19 protein-coding genes and 3 tRNA genes are annotated in these 15229 nt (G+C 72.5%); 10 read left to right on the top strand and 12 right to left on the bottom strand.

The genetic code is table 11. The features are described 5' to 3' along the window. Window positions 1–4: 4 nt before the first annotated feature. Window positions 5–1234: an MFS transporter gene (locus ENKNEFLB_RS00765; protein ID WP_214057455.1), complete on the bottom strand. Its 1230-nt coding sequence runs from the start codon at window positions 1232–1234 to the stop codon at window positions 5–7. A 266-nt stretch (window positions 1235–1500) separates the two neighbouring features. On the opposite strand from ENKNEFLB_RS00765, the gene ENKNEFLB_RS00760 reads away from it, so the two are divergent. The 4 genes from ENKNEFLB_RS00760 to ENKNEFLB_RS00745 all read left to right on the top strand — a co-directional run bounded on the left by ENKNEFLB_RS00760 (window position 1501) and on the right by ENKNEFLB_RS00745 (window position 2826). After that, a complete protein-coding gene (locus ENKNEFLB_RS00760; RefSeq protein WP_214057454.1) occupies window positions 1501–1878 on the top strand; it encodes a TetR/AcrR family transcriptional regulator in 378 nt (125 codons plus the stop codon). Next, window positions 1875–2237: a hypothetical protein gene (locus ENKNEFLB_RS00755; RefSeq protein ID WP_214057453.1), complete on the top strand. Its 363-nt coding sequence runs from the start codon at window positions 1875–1877 to the stop codon at window positions 2235–2237. The genes ENKNEFLB_RS00760 and ENKNEFLB_RS00755 overlap by 4 nt, the downstream gene beginning before the upstream one ends. Further along, window positions 2206–2535, top strand: coding sequence for an SDR family NAD(P)-dependent oxidoreductase (locus tag ENKNEFLB_RS22800; RefSeq protein ID WP_214059252.1), 330 nt, complete (start codon window positions 2206–2208; stop codon window positions 2533–2535). Before ENKNEFLB_RS00755 ends, ENKNEFLB_RS22800 begins: the two co-directional genes overlap by 32 nt. Window positions 2536–2622: 87 nt before the next feature. Continuing rightward, window positions 2623–2826 carry a Rossmann-fold NAD(P)-binding domain-containing protein gene (locus ENKNEFLB_RS00745; protein WP_214057452.1) on the top strand — a complete coding sequence of 68 codons (204 nt, stop codon included), beginning with the start codon at window positions 2623–2625 and terminating at the stop codon, window positions 2824–2826. 51 nt (window positions 2827–2877) lie between these two features. Here ENKNEFLB_RS00745 and ENKNEFLB_RS00740 read toward each other — a convergent pair whose 3' ends face one another. The 3 genes from ENKNEFLB_RS00740 to ENKNEFLB_RS00730 all read right to left on the bottom strand — a co-directional run bounded on the left by ENKNEFLB_RS00740 (window position 2878) and on the right by ENKNEFLB_RS00730 (window position 4740). Continuing rightward, window positions 2878–4134 carry a tyrosine-type recombinase/integrase gene (locus tag ENKNEFLB_RS00740; RefSeq protein ID WP_214057451.1) on the bottom strand — a complete coding sequence of 419 codons (1257 nt, stop codon included), beginning with the start codon at window positions 4132–4134 and terminating at the stop codon, window positions 2878–2880. Then, complete coding sequence (locus tag ENKNEFLB_RS00735) at window positions 4127–4429, bottom strand: helix-turn-helix domain-containing protein (protein ID WP_214057450.1); 303 nt, start codon at window positions 4427–4429, stop codon at window positions 4127–4129. The genes ENKNEFLB_RS00740 and ENKNEFLB_RS00735 overlap by 8 nt, the downstream gene beginning before the upstream one ends. Before the next feature lie 238 nt (window positions 4430–4667). Beyond that, window positions 4668–4740: transfer RNA gene (locus ENKNEFLB_RS00730), tRNA-Arg, on the bottom strand. Between the two features lie 222 nt (window positions 4741–4962). Here ENKNEFLB_RS00730 and ENKNEFLB_RS00725 point away from each other — a divergent pair. Further along, the gene (locus tag ENKNEFLB_RS00725) at window positions 4963–6801 is read left to right on the top strand and encodes a phosphoenolpyruvate carboxykinase (GTP) (RefSeq protein ID WP_214057449.1); all 1839 of its coding nucleotides are present in this window, start codon (window positions 4963–4965) and stop codon (window positions 6799–6801) included. A gap of 118 nt (window positions 6802–6919) precedes the next feature. Next, a complete protein-coding gene (locus ENKNEFLB_RS00720; RefSeq protein WP_214057448.1) occupies window positions 6920–7927 on the top strand; it encodes a LuxR family transcriptional regulator in 1008 nt (335 codons plus the stop codon). 216 nt (window positions 7928–8143) lie between these two features. Here ENKNEFLB_RS00720 and ENKNEFLB_RS00715 read toward each other — a convergent pair whose 3' ends face one another. The 3 genes from ENKNEFLB_RS00715 to ENKNEFLB_RS00705 all read right to left on the bottom strand — a co-directional run bounded on the left by ENKNEFLB_RS00715 (window position 8144) and on the right by ENKNEFLB_RS00705 (window position 9092). Continuing rightward, window positions 8144–8281, bottom strand: coding sequence for a hypothetical protein (locus tag ENKNEFLB_RS00715; protein ID WP_214057447.1), 138 nt, complete (start codon window positions 8279–8281; stop codon window positions 8144–8146). 173 nt (window positions 8282–8454) lie between these two features. Continuing rightward, window positions 8455–8547 (bottom strand) — tRNA-Ser (locus ENKNEFLB_RS00710). A gap of 50 nt (window positions 8548–8597) precedes the next feature. Then, window positions 8598–9092 (bottom strand): hypothetical protein, encoded by a 495-nt coding sequence (locus tag ENKNEFLB_RS00705; RefSeq protein ID WP_214057446.1) that lies wholly within the window; start codon window positions 9090–9092, stop codon window positions 8598–8600. A gap of 76 nt (window positions 9093–9168) precedes the next feature. On the opposite strand from ENKNEFLB_RS00705, the gene ENKNEFLB_RS00700 reads away from it, so the two are divergent. After that, window positions 9169–9257, top strand: a tRNA-Ser gene (locus ENKNEFLB_RS00700). A gap of 52 nt (window positions 9258–9309) precedes the next feature. Here the strand turns inward: ENKNEFLB_RS00700 and ENKNEFLB_RS00695 are convergent. Genes ENKNEFLB_RS00695 through ENKNEFLB_RS00685 form a run of 3 tightly spaced genes read right to left on the bottom strand, consistent with a single transcriptional unit; the run spans window position 9310 to window position 11405 of the window. Next, window positions 9310–9546 (bottom strand): biotin/lipoyl-binding carrier protein, encoded by a 237-nt coding sequence (locus ENKNEFLB_RS00695; protein ID WP_214057445.1) that lies wholly within the window; start codon window positions 9544–9546, stop codon window positions 9310–9312. A 51-nt stretch (window positions 9547–9597) separates the two neighbouring features. Then, window positions 9598–10596, bottom strand: coding sequence for a hypothetical protein (locus ENKNEFLB_RS00690; protein ID WP_214057444.1), 999 nt, complete (start codon window positions 10594–10596; stop codon window positions 9598–9600). Window positions 10597–10607: 11 nt separating this feature from the next. After that, window positions 10608–11405, bottom strand: coding sequence for a carbon-nitrogen hydrolase family protein (locus tag ENKNEFLB_RS00685; protein ID WP_214057443.1), 798 nt, complete (start codon window positions 11403–11405; stop codon window positions 10608–10610). Between the two features lie 25 nt (window positions 11406–11430). Here ENKNEFLB_RS00685 and mobA point away from each other — a divergent pair, with 25 nt between their 5' ends. From mobA to ENKNEFLB_RS00670, 3 genes are read left to right on the top strand one after another with little or no spacing between them, the layout of a single operon-like run. Then, window positions 11431–12024 carry a molybdenum cofactor guanylyltransferase gene (gene mobA, locus ENKNEFLB_RS00680; protein ID WP_246535761.1) on the top strand — a complete coding sequence of 198 codons (594 nt, stop codon included), beginning with the start codon at window positions 11431–11433 and terminating at the stop codon, window positions 12022–12024. A gap of 37 nt (window positions 12025–12061) precedes the next feature. After that, window positions 12062–13060, top strand: coding sequence for an NAD(P)H-quinone oxidoreductase (locus ENKNEFLB_RS00675; RefSeq protein ID WP_214057441.1), 999 nt, complete (start codon window positions 12062–12064; stop codon window positions 13058–13060). A gap of 43 nt (window positions 13061–13103) precedes the next feature. Continuing rightward, complete coding sequence (locus ENKNEFLB_RS00670) at window positions 13104–13706, top strand: bacterial proteasome activator family protein (protein ID WP_214057440.1); 603 nt, start codon at window positions 13104–13106, stop codon at window positions 13704–13706. A gap of 49 nt (window positions 13707–13755) precedes the next feature. Here ENKNEFLB_RS00670 and ENKNEFLB_RS00665 read toward each other — a convergent pair whose 3' ends face one another. After that, window positions 13756–14412: a hypothetical protein gene (locus ENKNEFLB_RS00665; protein WP_214057439.1), complete on the bottom strand. Its 657-nt coding sequence runs from the start codon at window positions 14410–14412 to the stop codon at window positions 13756–13758. Then, window positions 14406–15227: an HAD family hydrolase gene (locus ENKNEFLB_RS00660; protein ID WP_214057438.1), complete on the bottom strand. Its 822-nt coding sequence runs from the start codon at window positions 15225–15227 to the stop codon at window positions 14406–14408. The genes ENKNEFLB_RS00665 and ENKNEFLB_RS00660 overlap by 7 nt, the downstream gene beginning before the upstream one ends. Window positions 15228–15229: the final 2 nt, after the last annotated feature.

Raw genomic sequence — 15229 nt, 5'->3', positions numbered from 1 at the left:
CCTCTCATTGCACCATCAACGCGGGCGGCGACGGCTCGAGATCGCGCAGTGCAGGGGCGAGCAGTGCACCCACGACGGTGAGGGACCACACGACGATGACAAGGACTCCGGCCAGACTCAGCGATCCGAACTCAACGGCGACGCCGGCGCCGAGGACGCCGAGCGCCGGGGCGGCGGTCAGCACGGCGTTCTGGGTACCGGTCACCCGACCGCGCAGCGTGTCGGGGATCCGCTCGCTCATCAGGGCACCCGTCACCGTGGCGAGCAACCCTCCCGCGACGCCGAGCAGACCAGCGCCAGAGAGCATAAGCGCGATCGGCGGCAGCGACCCGAGCAGCGCGACCCCCGCGCAGGAGACGAGCAGACCCGCGACGAACCAGGAACGGCGCGAGAGCAAAGTCCCCCAGACGGCGTGACCGCCGGCGCCGACCAGCATGCCGGCGGCGAGCGCGCTGAGCACCAGACCGAGGCGACCCTCCTGGCCGAGCCCGGTGAAGTGCACGGGCAGCAGCAGGCCCTGAATGGCCGTCAGCACCGTAGCGAGCAGCAAGCTGAGCGCGGTGACGCTGACCAGGAACGGATTGCGGAGCAGCGTCGTCCAACCCTCCCGCAGATGAGCGAGCTGAGCACGAGGGGACGTCCCGACCACGGGGCCGCCGCTCATGGCGCCGACGTCGCGCGGCAGGAGAAGGGTCACGGAAGCCGCGGCAGCCGACGTGGCAGCGGTGATCCACAGGGCGCCGGACCCGTCGAGCAGCACCACCAGACCCGCAGCCACCGCCGGTCCGACGAGCATCGTGAACGCGCCGACCCCCTCGCGCAGTGCCACCAGCCGATCGACGGCGAGCCCACTGTGTTGCGCTACGTGCGGCACAAGCGCCTCGCGCGCGGTCAGCCCCGGCACATCGCCGAACGACCCGACGATCCCGAACAGAACGAACCACCCCACCGACAACCCGGTCACCAGGTCCACCAGCGGTAGCGCGGCAACGGCGGCTGCAGAGACCAGGTCGGTGGCCACCGACGCGGACCGGCGGTGCACCCTGTCAATGACGCTGCCCATGACCAGGCCGGCGAGCACCGCGGGCACGGCCGCGGCGGCCGCGACGACGCCGGCGTCCAAGGCGCTGCCGGTGGTCTGCAGCACCACGAGCGGAAGCACCACCGCCGCGGTGGAGTTGCCCAGCATCGACAGGCCGTGAGAGGCGAGATAGGCGAACGACGTCCGGTTCATGGCTCCATCGGAAACCATGACGTGGGGTCGGACTCAAGTCGGCCGCCATCACCAAGGGCGCAATAAACCGCCGCATCGGAGACAGGGTCTGAACGCTCGACCTGTTCGATGGTCGGGCGAAAGCGACACGCCAGCGACGGCCGTCACGGCGAGGGTTCTCGTGCGCCGCTAACCCCACGAGACGACCCGACCAGCGAGGCTGCCTGCGCAAATTAACGAACTTCGTGGTTCTTGACTAGGCGTTCTTGAACAACTATTCTCGAATTATGGGTCGCCCACGGCAGTTCGACGAGACGGTTGCGGTGGGCGCCGCTGCGGCAGTGTTCTGTCAGCGGGGGTATGCGTCGACATCTATCGACCACCTAGTCGACACGACGGGCGTACATCGAGGGAGTCTGTACGGCGCCTTCGGGAGCAAGCACGGGATGTTTCTGCGGGTTCTCGATGCCGTCGACGCGACAGAGGCAAGCTCGACGGAACGGCTCGACGTGATCCTTGTCGGGCTGCTCGAACTCGCCCCGACCGACCCACGTGTCCGCGAACGGATCGAGGGCCTCCTCGAAGCCCACGCCATCACCGAAGAGCAACTAGGCAGGCGCCTGCTGGCCCGCGCGTGGCTGCAGGACGAGAAGGAGTCGACATGAGTAGCAACAGAGTCACGGTTACCCCGGAGCGCCTCCTGGTCGAACCGATCGGTCTGAACAAGCTGTGGTCGTTCACCCGCCGGCTGCAGGTCCCGCTCGAGCATGTCCGGGGAGCGACCTTCGACCCGGGCATGAGAGACGAGCCCAAGGGCTGGCGTGGTCCCGGACTCGGCCTGCCTGGAAAGTTGTCCGGCACATTCCACGCCGACGGTGGAAAACAGTTCTGGAACATCTCAGGGTACGAACGCACCGTCGTCATCACCCTCGACCCCGAAGAGAAGTTCGACCGCCTCGTGATCACCGTCGACGACCCGCACCAGGTAGTCGATTCGATCAACGGCGCACTCAGTACGAGCTGAACCACGGCTCAGCTGCAGACATCGACACCGCCGCTTCGCCAGCGCCGGCCAGGTCAAAGCGGCGGCCGCCGCGGCAGGTGACGTCCAGGTCCTCATCAACAACGCCGGCATCTCGATCGGAAGTCTGCTGGTCGCCGGGGGCGAGGCGACGATCGGTCGCGAGATGGACACCAACTTCTACGGCCCCCTGCTGATGACCCGCGCGTTCGCGGCCATCCTGGGAGCCCACGGCGGCGGTGCGATCCTCAACGTCGTCTCGGCGTTGTCGTGGTTCACCGCCCCCGGAGCTGGTGCGTAAGCGACGTCGAAGGCTGCGGCCTGGGCCCTGACCGACAGCACGCGACTCGAGCTCGCCGGACAGGGCACGCACGTCGTCGGCGTGCACATGGGACTGGTCGACACCGACATGGCCCGGGCCGTGGACGCGTCCAAGATCGCGCCGGCCGACCTGGCGGGCGCCGGCCTCGACGCCATCGAGTCGGGTGCCCAGGAGGTGCTCGCCGACGACTGGGCGAAGTTCGTCAAGTCCGGGCTCAACCTCGACCCGAAGACGCGGTACGAGCAGATCTTCGCGGCCCTGGGGGCCTGAGCCGGACCTGTCCCCCGCCCCATCCGCACGCCGGAGCACCGAAGGACCGTGTCACTCGACGACCTGCGGCATCGCGGAGTCCTCCCACAGCAGCGCACCCATCTGCATTGCCGCTCGCCGGCGCAGTTCGTCGACGGCGTGGGTGTAGCGCTGCGCGGTGGCCATCTCGGTCCAGCCCATGATCGCCATGACGGTGCGGATGTCGACGCCCTGGAGGAGCAGCAGGGTCGCTGCGGTGTGGCGGGCGTCGTGCAGCCGCATGTCCCGGGTCCCGGAGGCGGTGAGCAGGGCCTTCCACTCGGTGTGGTCGCGCGAGGGGTCGAGGAGCCCGCCGGCGGCGGCGGGGAAGACGAGGTCGTGGGTGGCGTCCCAGTCGGCGCCGGCGCTCAGACGGCGGCGGTTGACGCGGGCGCGGTGCGCCCGGAGCTCCTCGACCAGCGGGGCGGGCAGGACGACCGTGCGGCGCGAGGCCTTGGTCTTGGGTTCGACCAGCTGCAGTCCGCCGCCGGTGCGCTGCTCGCACTCCGCGCCCCGCTTCCGCCCGCAGCCGGGCTGCCCGTCGGCGGCAGCGCAGCCGTGGTCCCAGGTGTGGCGCTGGACCGCGCGGCGGATGCGCAGCACGCCGCCGTCGAGGTCGACGTCGCTCCAGAGCAGGCCGAGTGCCTCGCCCTGGCGCAGGCCGAGGGACAGCGCCATCGACCACCGGGGCGGGTTCAGGGTGTGCTGCGCCGCGGCGATCACCCGACGGCTCTCGGGGACGGTCAGCGGGTCGACCTCGACCTGCACCGCGCGTGGGGGACGCGCGATCAGGGCCGGGTTCGAGGCGAGCCGCCGACGTCGGACGGCCTCGTTGAGTGCCGAGCAGAGCACCCGGTGTACGGCGCGGATGGTGTGGGTGGAGTGGCCCGCCTCCACCATGCGGCGGTAGTGCGCCTCGAGGTGCTCGGGCTGGATCTCGCTGAGCCGCCAGCCGCCGAGGCTGTCCGCGACGTGGTTGCGCATCTGGCTGCGGTAGGTCGACAGCGTCTTCCACCTCGCCGTCATCGGCAGGACGGTGCCCAGCCAGTGCTCGAGCCAGGCGTTGAGGGTCAGGTCGTCGGCGGTCCAGACGTAGCGCCCGGTGTCGCGGGAGCGCTCGACCTCGCGGACCGCTTCCCGCAGCGCGGCCTTGGTCCGGTGCTGCAGGTGCTTGCGCTCGGTGGTGCCGTCGGGGCGGCGGCCCATGGTGACCCGGGCGTGCCAGCTGCCGTCGGCGCCGCGGTAGAGCGAGGCGGTGGTTTGCTCGGCGGGCTTGCGCTGCCTACCCACGGCGCGGGTCGCTGAGCTGGTCGCCGGGCTGATCACTGAGCTGGGCGACGTAGCGCTCGAGCTCGCGGCGCTCGATGCGGACCGAGCGCCCGACGTGCACCGCGGCGAGCCTATGGCGGGTGATCTGCCGCTCGACGCTGCGCCGTGCGCAGCGCAGCTCGAGGGCGACCTCGTCCAGGGTCAGCAGCATCGTGACCGGCGCAGCGATGACTGGAGCAGCCGGGCTGCTGCTCGGGGCGCGTCCGGTCGTGGTCGGGGCGGTGGGGGCGGCAGGGGTGTGCGCGTGGGTGTCCATGCCACCCCGATGACATGACAGACCACCGTGAGGATCACCCCAGGGACGAGCAACCGGGGGACGCCGTGGGGGACGCACCGGGGGACGCCGCCTCAGGAGACGACCACGCACGACCGGCTGCGACAGCGGCGCGCAGAATCTTTTTTGAGCCGATATTTGAGCCGGGAGAGCCCCGTGGCCCGCTTTCAGCGAGCCGGTCATGCACCTGTTTGTGCAGGTCATGAGCCTGTCCAGTCTGTGCGCCTGTAGGGATTCGAACCCCAAACCTTCTGATCCGTAGTCAGATGCTCTATCCGTTGAGCTACAGGCGCCCGTCCCCGGTCTCCCAGGAACCTGAGCGAGTTTAGCCGACCCCTGACCCGGGCACGAATCCGGGTCGGGACCCGCCGGTCGTTGATCGTTCCAATGTCGCCGCGTGTGACCCGCGGGTAACCTCGCGTCGAAATAGTCGGAGTCCGAACAATTACCACCGACGACGACACCACCGCCACTGCGCAGCGGCTGCGGCGAGATCACGGGAGAGGGATGAAGGCATGACCGCCACCCAGGAGTCCAGCACCAGCGCCACCGGCCACCCGACCACGCACCAGGGGATCATCGACTTCGTCGAGGGGGTCGCGGCGATGACCACGCCGGACCGCGTCTACTGGTGCACCGGCTCCGACGAGGAGTGGACCGAGCTCACCGCGGCCCTGGAGTCGACCGGCACCTTCACCCGGCTCAACCCCGACATCAAGCCGAACTCCTTCCACGCGGCCTCCGACCCGATCGACGTGGCGCGCGTCGAGGACCGCACCTACATCTGCTCGGTCGACGAGAAGGACTGCGGGCCCACCAACAACTGGATGGACCCGGAGGAGATGAAGGAGCGCATGCGCGGGCTGTACGCCGGCTGCATGAAGGGCCGCACGATGTACGTCATCCCGTTCGTGATGGGCCACCTCGACGCCGAGAAGCCGATGTTCGGCATCGAGGTCACCGACTCCGCCTACGTCACCGCCTCGATGCGCGTGATGGCGCGGATGGGCAGCAACGTCCTCGAGCGGATGACCGAGCTCGACGCCGACTTCGTGCCGGCCCTGCACTCCGTGGGCCACCCCCTCGAGCCGGGCGAGGCCGACGTGGCGTGGCCGTGCAACGACACCAAGTACATCGTGCAGTTCCCCGAGGAGCGCGCGATCTGGTCCTTCGGCTCCGGTTACGGCGGCAACGCCCTGCTCGGCAAGAAGTGCTACGCCCTGCGCATCGCCAGCGTGATGGCCCGCGACGAGGGCTGGCTGGCCGAGCACATGCTGATCCTCAAGCTCACCAGCCCGCAGGGCGTCACCAAGTACGTCGCCGCGGCCTTCCCCAGCGCCTGCGGCAAGACCAACCTGGCCATGCTCGAGCCGACCATCCCCGGCTGGAAGGTCGAGACCCTCGGCGACGACATCGCCTGGATGCGGGTCGGCGACGACGGCCGCCTCTGGGCGGTCAACCCGGAGTACGGCTTCTTCGGCGTCGCCCCGGGCACCAACGAGCACACCAACCCGAACGCGATGAAGACCATCAACAAGGGCAACTCGGTCTTCACCAACGTGGGCCTCACCGAGGACGGCGACATCTGGTGGGAGGGCCTGGAGAACCCGCCGGCCCGCGCCACCACGTGGAAGGGCGAGGAGTGGACGCCCGAGAAGGCCGAGGAGGGCCTGCTCACCAGCCACCCGAACTCGCGGTACTGCACCCCGATCAAGCAGTGCGACATCCTCGCCGACGAGTACGACGACCCGCGCGGCGTCCCGATCGACGCGATCCTCTTCGGCGGTCGCCGCAAGACCACCGTGCCCTTGGTCTTCGAGGCCCGCGACTGGACCCACGGCACCTTCCTCGGCGCCACGCTCTCCAGCGAGACCACCGCCGCCGCGGTCGGCCAGGTCGGGCTGGTGCGTCGCGACCCGATGGCGATGCTGCCGTTCATCGGCTACAACGCCGGGAACTACTTCGACCACTGGATCTCGATGGGCAAGGACCACGACGCGGCCAAGCTGCCGAAGATCTTCTACGTCAACTGGTTCCGCCGCGACGAGGACGGTGGCTTCCTGTGGCCCGGCTTCGGCGAGAACAGTCGGGTGCTGAAGTGGGTCGTCGAGCGCATCGACGGCCAGGCCGCCGCGGTCGAGACCGCGATCGGGCACGTGCCGACCCCGGAGTCGCTCGACACCGACGGGCTCGACATGACCGAGGAGCACCTCCGCGACGTCCTCGCGGTCGACCCGGCCGAGTGGCGCGCCGAGCTGCCCGAGATCCAGGAGTGGTTCGAGAAGTTCGGCGACGACCTCCCCACGGTGCTCTGGACCGAGCTGGACGGGCTGCGCGCCCGCCTCGACGCCTGAGCCCGTACGCCCGCCGCACCCAGGGCCCCGTCCGCGACCAGCGGGCGGGGCCCTGGGGCGTGTGGGACGATGACGACGGCCCCGACGGCTCCTGACGGTGGCCGGAAGGAGTCCTGGCGTGAGCAGCTACGGCCCCGAGGAACGCGCGCTCTTCGAGTCCGAGGCGGCCGCCCTCTTCGCCGAGATCGTCGGCACGGGCGGCATCGCCGTCGACGACCCGCGCATCGCCGTGGGCGCAGCCCGACGCCCCGCCTTGGAGCTGCTCCTCGAGCTCGGCCTGCTGCAGCCCGACCGCGAGGGCACCAGCTACCAGCCCCAGGACCCGAGCGCGATCCAGTCCCGCGTGGTCTCCCCGCTCTCCCAGGAGGGCTCCCGGCTGCTCGAGGAGTCCTCGCAGTGGGCCTCGGCCTTCGGCCAGCTGACGCAGACCTGGCGACGCTCCCCCCGCGCCTCCGACGGGGGGCCGATCACCCACCTGCGTGGCAACGCGATCGGCCCGTTCCTCGCGGGACTGACCGCCGAGTGCGAGGAAGAGGTCCTCACCGCGCAGCCGCAGACCGGTCGGGACCCGCAGACGCTGGCCTCCGCCGCGCTGCGCGACGTCGAGATGCTCGAGCGCGGCTGCTCGATGCGCACGCTCTACCAGCACAGCGCACGCCGGAGCACCGTCACGCACCAGTACGTCTCCGCGGTCACCGAACGCGGGGCGGAGGTGCGCACGCTGGACGAGTTCTTCAACCGGATGCTGGTCTTCGACCGGCGGGTGGCCGTGATCCCCGGCGACGACGACCTCCGCCTGGCGATCGCCATCCGCGAGCCGTCGGTGGTGGCGTACCTCGTCGACGTCTTCGAGCGGGCGTGGGAACGGGGACGGCCCTTCACCAACCGCGACACCGCGATGATGAAGGACATCGCCGTCGAGCAGCGGGCGATGACGATCCGGATGTTGATCGAGGGCCACTCGGACCCGGCCAGCGCCAAGCGCCTCGGCGTCAGCCCGCGGACCTATGCCGGCTACGTCGCCGACCTGAAGGCCGAGTGGGACGCGCAGACCCGCTTCCAGCTCGGCTACGTCATGGGCACGAAGGGCGTCTCGGGCCAGGAGCCCGCTCCCGAGGACGATTGACCAGCCCGACCCGGCACCGCATGATCAACCTCGAAGGCGGTGACTCGAGTCTGGTTCGAGTCACCGCCTTCGCCGTAGGGACCGGCTCTGTCGAGCACGGGAGCCCCACAAGTTGGGGGGGTGGTGAGGCTCCGGTCCCACGTATGTGCGGCGCTCAGTGCGCCGGTCTGTGAGCGATCAGGTCCCGCCGCGGCCCACCCGCCGCAGGACCGTGGATCACTTGTTCGAGACGAGGCAGGGTCCGCCGCAGCCCCAGCTGGTGTCGCGCGCCTGGGCCGGGGCGGAGACGCCCAGCAGCCCGAGGCTGAGGGAGGCGGCGGCGACGGTGATGCCGATCTTGCGCGTGATGTTCATGGAGTCTCCTTGGCAGTGTCCCAGCACGGTCTTCCTGACCGCGGTCACAGTCTGCGGGCGTGGCAGGAGACACCGGGAGCCTCGGAGTGGCTCAACTCTGTGCATTGCAGGATCTTGCAACGCAGAGCCCTCACAGGGGCAGCATCCTGCACCCCCGTGAGGGGGAGCAGGACTGGCGGAGGCGGCGGGATTTGAACCCGCGAGAGGGCATTACCCTCAACCCGCTTAGCAGGCGGGCGCCATAAACCTGACTAGGCGACGCCTCCCCGACAGCGGACACAGGCTACAAGCACCACCGGGCGACGGCGAATCCGGCTCAGCCCCGACGCTGCAGCCGCGCCCGCACCTCGCGGACGAGCTGCTCCCGGTCGCCGGCCACGGCCTCGACCGGGATCACCGTCTCGCGCCCGTCCCCCAGCCGCAGGACCAGGTACGGGTGGCCGCTGGTGGTCGTGGTCAGCACCTCGCGGACCTCGGACCACGCGGCGTCGGTGACGCGGGCGCCGCGGACGAGGCGCACGGCGTACCCGTCGGCGTCCAGGCGCAGCACCCAGGCCCGCGAGCGGAGCCACCAGCCGAGGGTGAACGACCCGGCCACCCCCAGCAGCAGCGGGATCACCAGCAGGTCCCCGCTCAACCCGGCGGCGTAGACGACGGCCGTGGTGACGAAGAGCAGCAGCGCGACCCCGACGAAGGAGGAGCCGACCAGCCGGGCGACCAGCGGCGGCGCCATCCGGTAGACGCGCGGGCCGGCCGGACCGTCTGCCGGGCCGTCCGCCGGGCTGGGTGACGCTGCGCCGGGAGTGCTCATGTCCCCGATCATCCCCGACCGGGCCCGTCTAGACTCCCCCGGGTACGGGCGGCCGGCGACGCCGTGACGCCCGCACGGAGGGGTGCCGGAGCGGCCGATCGGAACCGCCTTGAAAGCGGTCGCTGGCAGAGATGTCAGCCGCGGGTTCGAATCCCGCCCCCTCTGCCGAGCCAGGCGGCGCGCCGGACGTGTCCGGGAGCGCCTGGTCCGGGAGCGCCTAGTCCGTGAGCAGCAGCTCGACCAGGACGTCGCCCTCCTGGACGACGTCGCCGGGCGCGACCTTGACCGCACGGACGGTCCCGGCGTGCTCGCTGGGCACCGGGATCTCCATCTTCATCGACTCCAGCAGCACCACGGACTGGCCGATCGCGACCTCGTCACCGGGGGCCACCTCGATCTCGAGGACGTTGGCCACCATCTCGGCGAGGACGTGGCTGAGGCGTTCACGGGGCATGGGAGCGAACCTAGTCGTTACCGCTGCGTAGCCCCGCGCGGGCCCGCGCCGCTACAGCAGGGGCTCGGTACGGCGGGGCTCCGGGCGTACCGCGAGGCCCTGCTCGGCGGCCCGGCTACGCCGTCCGCGGGTGCCGGTGACGGCGAGGTCGACGCGGATCAGCAGGTACCCGAGCACCAGGCCGACCACCAGGCCGTACAGCACCGACAGCCCGCTCTCCAGCAGGGTGACGCCGGGGTTGACCAGCGCGGTCGCGGTGGACGCCGTGGCGGCCGCGCCGAAGGCGCAGACCCACCAGCCCTGGCGACGACGCGCCCGCATGTGGCATCCCCACGCCAGGGCCGGCACCCCCACGACGGTCGCGATCGGGCGCGGGAAGGCACCGAGGGTGTCGCGGACCCAGACGACGCCGTCGAGCAGGTTGTCGACGACCGTCGGCGTGCCGTAGCGGCGCAGCAGCTCGGCGTAGAGCAGCGTCACGGCCAGCAGGAGCGTCCCGGCCACCACCGCGAGGAGCCCGCGCCGACCCAGGCCGTGCAGACCGGCACCGAGGCGCTGGACCACCGCGACGGTCGCGACCATGGCCAGGGCGAGAGTCAGGTACTCGAACCGGGTCAGGGTCAGCGTCGGTGCGTACCCCAGCGCGGCGAGCGCCCCGACGCCGGCGACCACGACGGCCACCAGGCACTCGCGCGCGGCCAGCCGGAAGCGGACCGCCGGCACGGTGGCCACCACCCCGAGCACGGCCGCCACCACGCAGGTCGCCACGGACGCCCCGGTGCGCAGCCAGGTCAGGTCCAGCACCACCGCGAGCACCCCGGCGACCAGGGCGAGACTGCCGAAGAGGACCGGTCGGCCCCCGACCCGGGCGGCCAGCGCCCAGGCGTACGCGGTGGAGACGACCACGGCGCCGACCCGGGAAAGCTCGTCGGGACCCACCGGGACCAGGCCGAGCACGAGCAGCGCAGCACCGGCGGCGACGAGCACCAGCCACAGCGGCGCGAGCAGCCGGGGCGAGGTCAGCCGGGCCGCGGCGGCAGGGGGGCGCACGTCGTCGAAGGCTACAGACCGGCCGCCGGGGCCCGGACGTCCAGGCGGCGGTTGGTCAGGGACGGGTTGGTCCGGCGCGCCTGCTCCAACGCAGCCCGCTCGAGGACCGCGCTCACCGCGGCCGACTCCTCCCCGGCCTCGGCGAGCACGTCCCCGAGCGGGTCGACGACCATCGAGTGCCCGCTGTAGCGCGGCCCGGGCTGGGCGGCCGCGGCCACGAAGACGGTGTTCTCGATCGCGCGGGCGCGCACCAGGGTGCGCCAGTGGTCCACCTTCCGCTCGCCGGCCACCCACGCCGACGGGACGACCAGGACCTCCGCGCCGGCGTCGACCAGGAGCCGGGCGTGCTCGGGGAAGCGCAGGTCGTAGCAGGTCATCAGGCCGACCACCCAGCCGTCCACCTCGACGACCGCCGGCGTCGTCTCCCCCGCCAGCAGCCGGTCGGACTCGCGGTAGCCGAAGGAGTCGTAGAGGTGGATCTTGCGGTAGTCGGCGTGCGCCGCACCCCGCACGACGAGGGTGTTGAAGGGCCGGGCCGGGTCGCTGCTGCTCTCGAACATCCCGGCCACCACCGTGGTCGCCCGCTCGGTGCCCACCTCCCGCACGGCGGTCGCGAACGGCCCGTCGACGGGCTCGGCGAAGGCGCTGACGTCGGAGCCGGCCGTACCGAAGTCACGGGCGAAGGCCTCGGGGAAGACCACGAGGTCCTGCGCGGCCGGGGTCAGCGCGCGCACCGCGTCGCGGTTGACCGACGGCTCGAGCGAGGCCGCCTCCTGGACGAGGGACACCCGCAGGCGATCACGACTCATGCACCCAGGGTGTCAGACTCGGGGCGTGCCCGACCCCCTGCCGACGTACGCCGCCGTGGTGCTGGCCGGCGGTCGCGCGACCCGCCTGGACGGGGTCGACAAGGCCGGCGTCGAGGTGGCCGGGCGGACCCTGCTGGCCCGCGCCCTGGACGCCGTGGCCGACGCCGTCGAGGTCGTCGTGGTGGGCGAGGCCGTCCCGACCGCGCTCCCGGCGACCTTCGTGGTCGAGGACCCGCGGCACGGCGGGCCGGTGGCCGGCCTGCTGACCGGGCGGGACGCGCTGCGGGGCGACCCGGCGTACGTCGCCGTGCTCGCCGTCGACATGCCCCACCTGACCCCGGGCACCCTGACCCGGCTGCGTGCCGCCGCGGCGGGCCGGGACGGGGCCGCGCTGACCGACCCGGACGGGCGCCGCCAGCTCGCGCTCGTGCTCGACACCGCCCGTCTCGACGCGGTCGCCCCGGGCCGCGAGGACCGGCACGGCCACCCGGTGCACCGGATGCTCTCCGGGCTCGACCTGGTCGACGTGGCGCCGCTCGGCCAGGAGCACCGCGACGTCGACACCTGGTCGGACCTGCGCGACCTCGCGGGCGAACCGGGGCCGGACGGCACGCCGTAGGAGGAAGCCGCCCAGCCGTCTCCTCTAGGGTCGCGCCATGCGTGCAGTCGTGACGGACGGGACCGGTGGGCCCGAGGTCCTCTCGGTCGGTGAGGTCGAGCAGCCCCAGGCGGGACCCGGCGAGGTGCTGATCGAGGTGCGGGCGACGGCGGTGAACCGCGCAGACACCCTGCAGCGGCGCGGGATGTACCCGCCCCCGAAGGGCGCCTCGGACGTGATCGGCCTGGAGTGCAGCGGCGTGGTCGCCGCGCTCGGCCCCGACGGCGACGGCGGTCCCGTCACCGGGGCCGGCGGCGCGCCCCTGGCCGTGGGCGACGAGGTCTGCGCGCTGCTCGCCGGCGGCGGCTACGCGGCGTACGTCGTCGTGCCCGCGGGCCAGGTGATGCCGGTCCCGGCCGGGGTGGACCTCGTGACCGCGGCCGCGCTGCCCGAGGTGGCCTGCACCGTCTGGTCGAACCTCGAGATGGTCGCCGGCCTCCAGCAGGGCGAGACGCTGCTGGTGCACGGCGGCGCCGGCGGCATCGGCACCTTCGCCATCCAGCTGGCCCACCACCGCGGCGTCCGCGTCGTGGCGACCGCCGGGTCCCCCGAGAAGCTGCAGACCTGCCGGGAGCTCGGCGCCGACGTGGTCGTCAGCTACCGCGACGAGGACTTCGTGGAGGTCGTCCGGGGCCTCGGTGGCGCCGACGTCATCCTGGACAACATGGGCGCCTCCTACCTGGGTCGCAACGTCACCGCGCTCGCGACCGAGGGCCGCCTGGTCGTGATCGGGATGCAGGGCGGCGCCAAGGGCGAGCTGGACCTCGGCATGCTGCTCGGCAAGCGCGGCAGCGTCTCGGCCACCTCGCTGCGCGCCCGCCCGGTCGAGGAGAAGGCCGCCATCTGCGCCGAGGTCGTCGCCGAGGTGTGGCCGATGGTCGCCGACGGCCGGATCCGCCCCATGGTGCACGGCACCATGCCGCTGGAGGAGGTCCGCGCCGCCCACGAGCTGATGGAGGCCTCGGGCCACACCGGCAAGATCGTCCTGACGCTCTGAGCGGGTGGCCTCGGGCCCGGACCCGCTGGCTAGGGTCGTGGTCATGAGCGAGCAGCAGGACCACCCGGACCAGCAGGTCGTCGTGGTCGGCCCCGACGGGAGGCCGGTCGGCACCGACGGGAGGCCGGTCCCCGGCGCCGAGGACGGTGGGGGCGAGCGCGCCGTCACCGAGCTGGTCGAGCAGCCGGCCAAGGTGATGCGGGTCGGCAGCATGGTCCGCCAGCTGCTGGACGAGGTGAAGTCGGCGCCCCTCGACGACGCGAGCCGGGTCCGCCTCCGCGAGATCCACCAGGCCTCCGTGCACGAGCTCGAGGAGGGGCTCGCCCCGGAGCTGGTCGAGGAGCTGCACCGTCTCTCGCTGCCCTTCACCGACGACTCCGTGCCGTCCGACGCCGAGCTGCGCATCGCCCAGGCCCAGCTGGTGGGCTGGCTCGAGGGGCTCTTCCACGGCATCCAGACCGCGATCTACGCCCAGCAGATGACCGCGAAGGCCCAGATCGAGCAGGCCCGCCGGGCGCTGCCCCGCGGTGCCGGTGGTCCCGACCACGCCGGTCCGCAGCCACCGTCCGGCCAGCCGGGCGCGCCGGGCCAGCCCGGGCAGCCCGGGGACGGCGGGGGCCACGGCAGCGGCGGGATGTACCTGTAGCGAGCGCCGGTGGCGGTCAGTCGCCGGTCAGTGGCCGGTCAAGGGCCGGTCAGTGGCCGCGGTTGAGACGCCGGGTGACCAGCAGGCCCAGCAGCCCCACGAGAACCAGACCGGCGCCGGGGGCCGCGGCCCGGACGAACGGGGTCGGCGAGTCGACCGACACCGGGGTCAGCGTCGCCGTGGGCATCTCCGGCGGCACCGGTGGTCGGCCGGAGCCGAGCAGGTCCTCGAGCTCGGCCACGAGGTCGGCGTCGGCCAGGGCCGTACCGCCGTCGCCGTCGGCCAGCAGGGCGTCGCCGGACAGGGTGGCGAAGACGACGTAGCGCTGCCCCTCGTCGAGGGCGCCGAGGCTGCACCGGTCGTTGGTCCGCTGGGTGACCAGCTCGACCTCCTCGGTGTCGATGATCGCGCCGCGGCCGGGCTTGTAGACGCGGTCGACGTCCACGGAGTGGAAGTAGTCGGTCTCCTGGGCGCTGATCTCGTCGCTGGCCACGCCCCGCACCGTGCCGATGAACACGGCCGCGGCGGACTTGGTGGCGTCGGCGAGCGACGCGGGCGCGCAGGCCTGCGGCTCCGGGCCGGCCCCACCGGTCCCGCCGGTGGTGTCGCTCGCGGCGGCAGCCGGCGCGAGCAGCACCAACCCGAGCACCGTCGCCGGGAGGGCGGCGCGGAGGAACCACGGGCGGCTCGACCCCGATCTCAGCATGCGCCCATGACAGCAGACGGCAGGTCGAAGAGGCCAGCCAGGGCGCGCGCCACGCCGTCGTCGTCGTGGTGCCCCACGACCTCGTCGGCCGCAGCCCGGACGTCGGGGTGGGCGTTGGCCACCGCGCAGCCCCGCCCCGCCCAGGTCAGCATCGCCACGTCGTTGGGCATGTCCCCGAAGGCGACCACCTCGGCCGCGTCGATCCCGAGCCCCGCGGCGAGGTGGGCCAGGGCGACGCCCTTGGTGACCCCGCGGGCGCTGACCTCGACCAGCCCGGGGAGCGTCCAGGTGGCCTCGGCGTCGTCGCCCACGGCCTCGGTCACGGCGTCACGCAGCGCCGCGGGGTCGGCGCCTTCGTCCTGGACGAGGAGCTTCAGCCCGGGCTCGTCCCACAGCCGCTCCGGGTCGTCGACGACGAGGCCCGCGGGCGGGTCCTCGATCTCGGTGTAGGCGGCGTCGCAGACCAGGCCGGAGACCCGCTCCACCCCGAACCCGGCGCCGGGGACCGCGGCGGCCACCCGGCTCACCACGGCCCGCCCGACGGCGGGATCGAACGGACGCGTCTCGACCGGCCGGTCGGCGGCGACGTCCCAGGTCAGCGCCCCGTTGGAGACGACCGCGAGACCGTGCGCGCCGACCACCGGCCACAGGTCGAGCATCCAGCGCCGCGGGCGCGCGGTGACCAGGACGACGTGCACCCCACGCTCGTCGAGGGCGGCCAGCACGCGCCGGCTGGGCGCCGACAGCGTCCCGTCCGCGCGCAGCAGGGTGCCGTCGAGGTCGGTGGCGACCAGCCGGGGCGGGGTCGGGGTCACCC

Origin of the sequence: Nocardioides aquaticus (genome assembly GCF_018459925.1) — a bacterium.
GTDB classification, from domain to species: domain Bacteria; phylum Actinomycetota; class Actinomycetes; order Propionibacteriales; family Nocardioidaceae; genus Nocardioides; species Nocardioides aquaticus.
The sequence above is the reverse complement of the archived record's forward strand: the minus strand, read 5'-3'. Positions and strand labels throughout refer to the sequence as shown.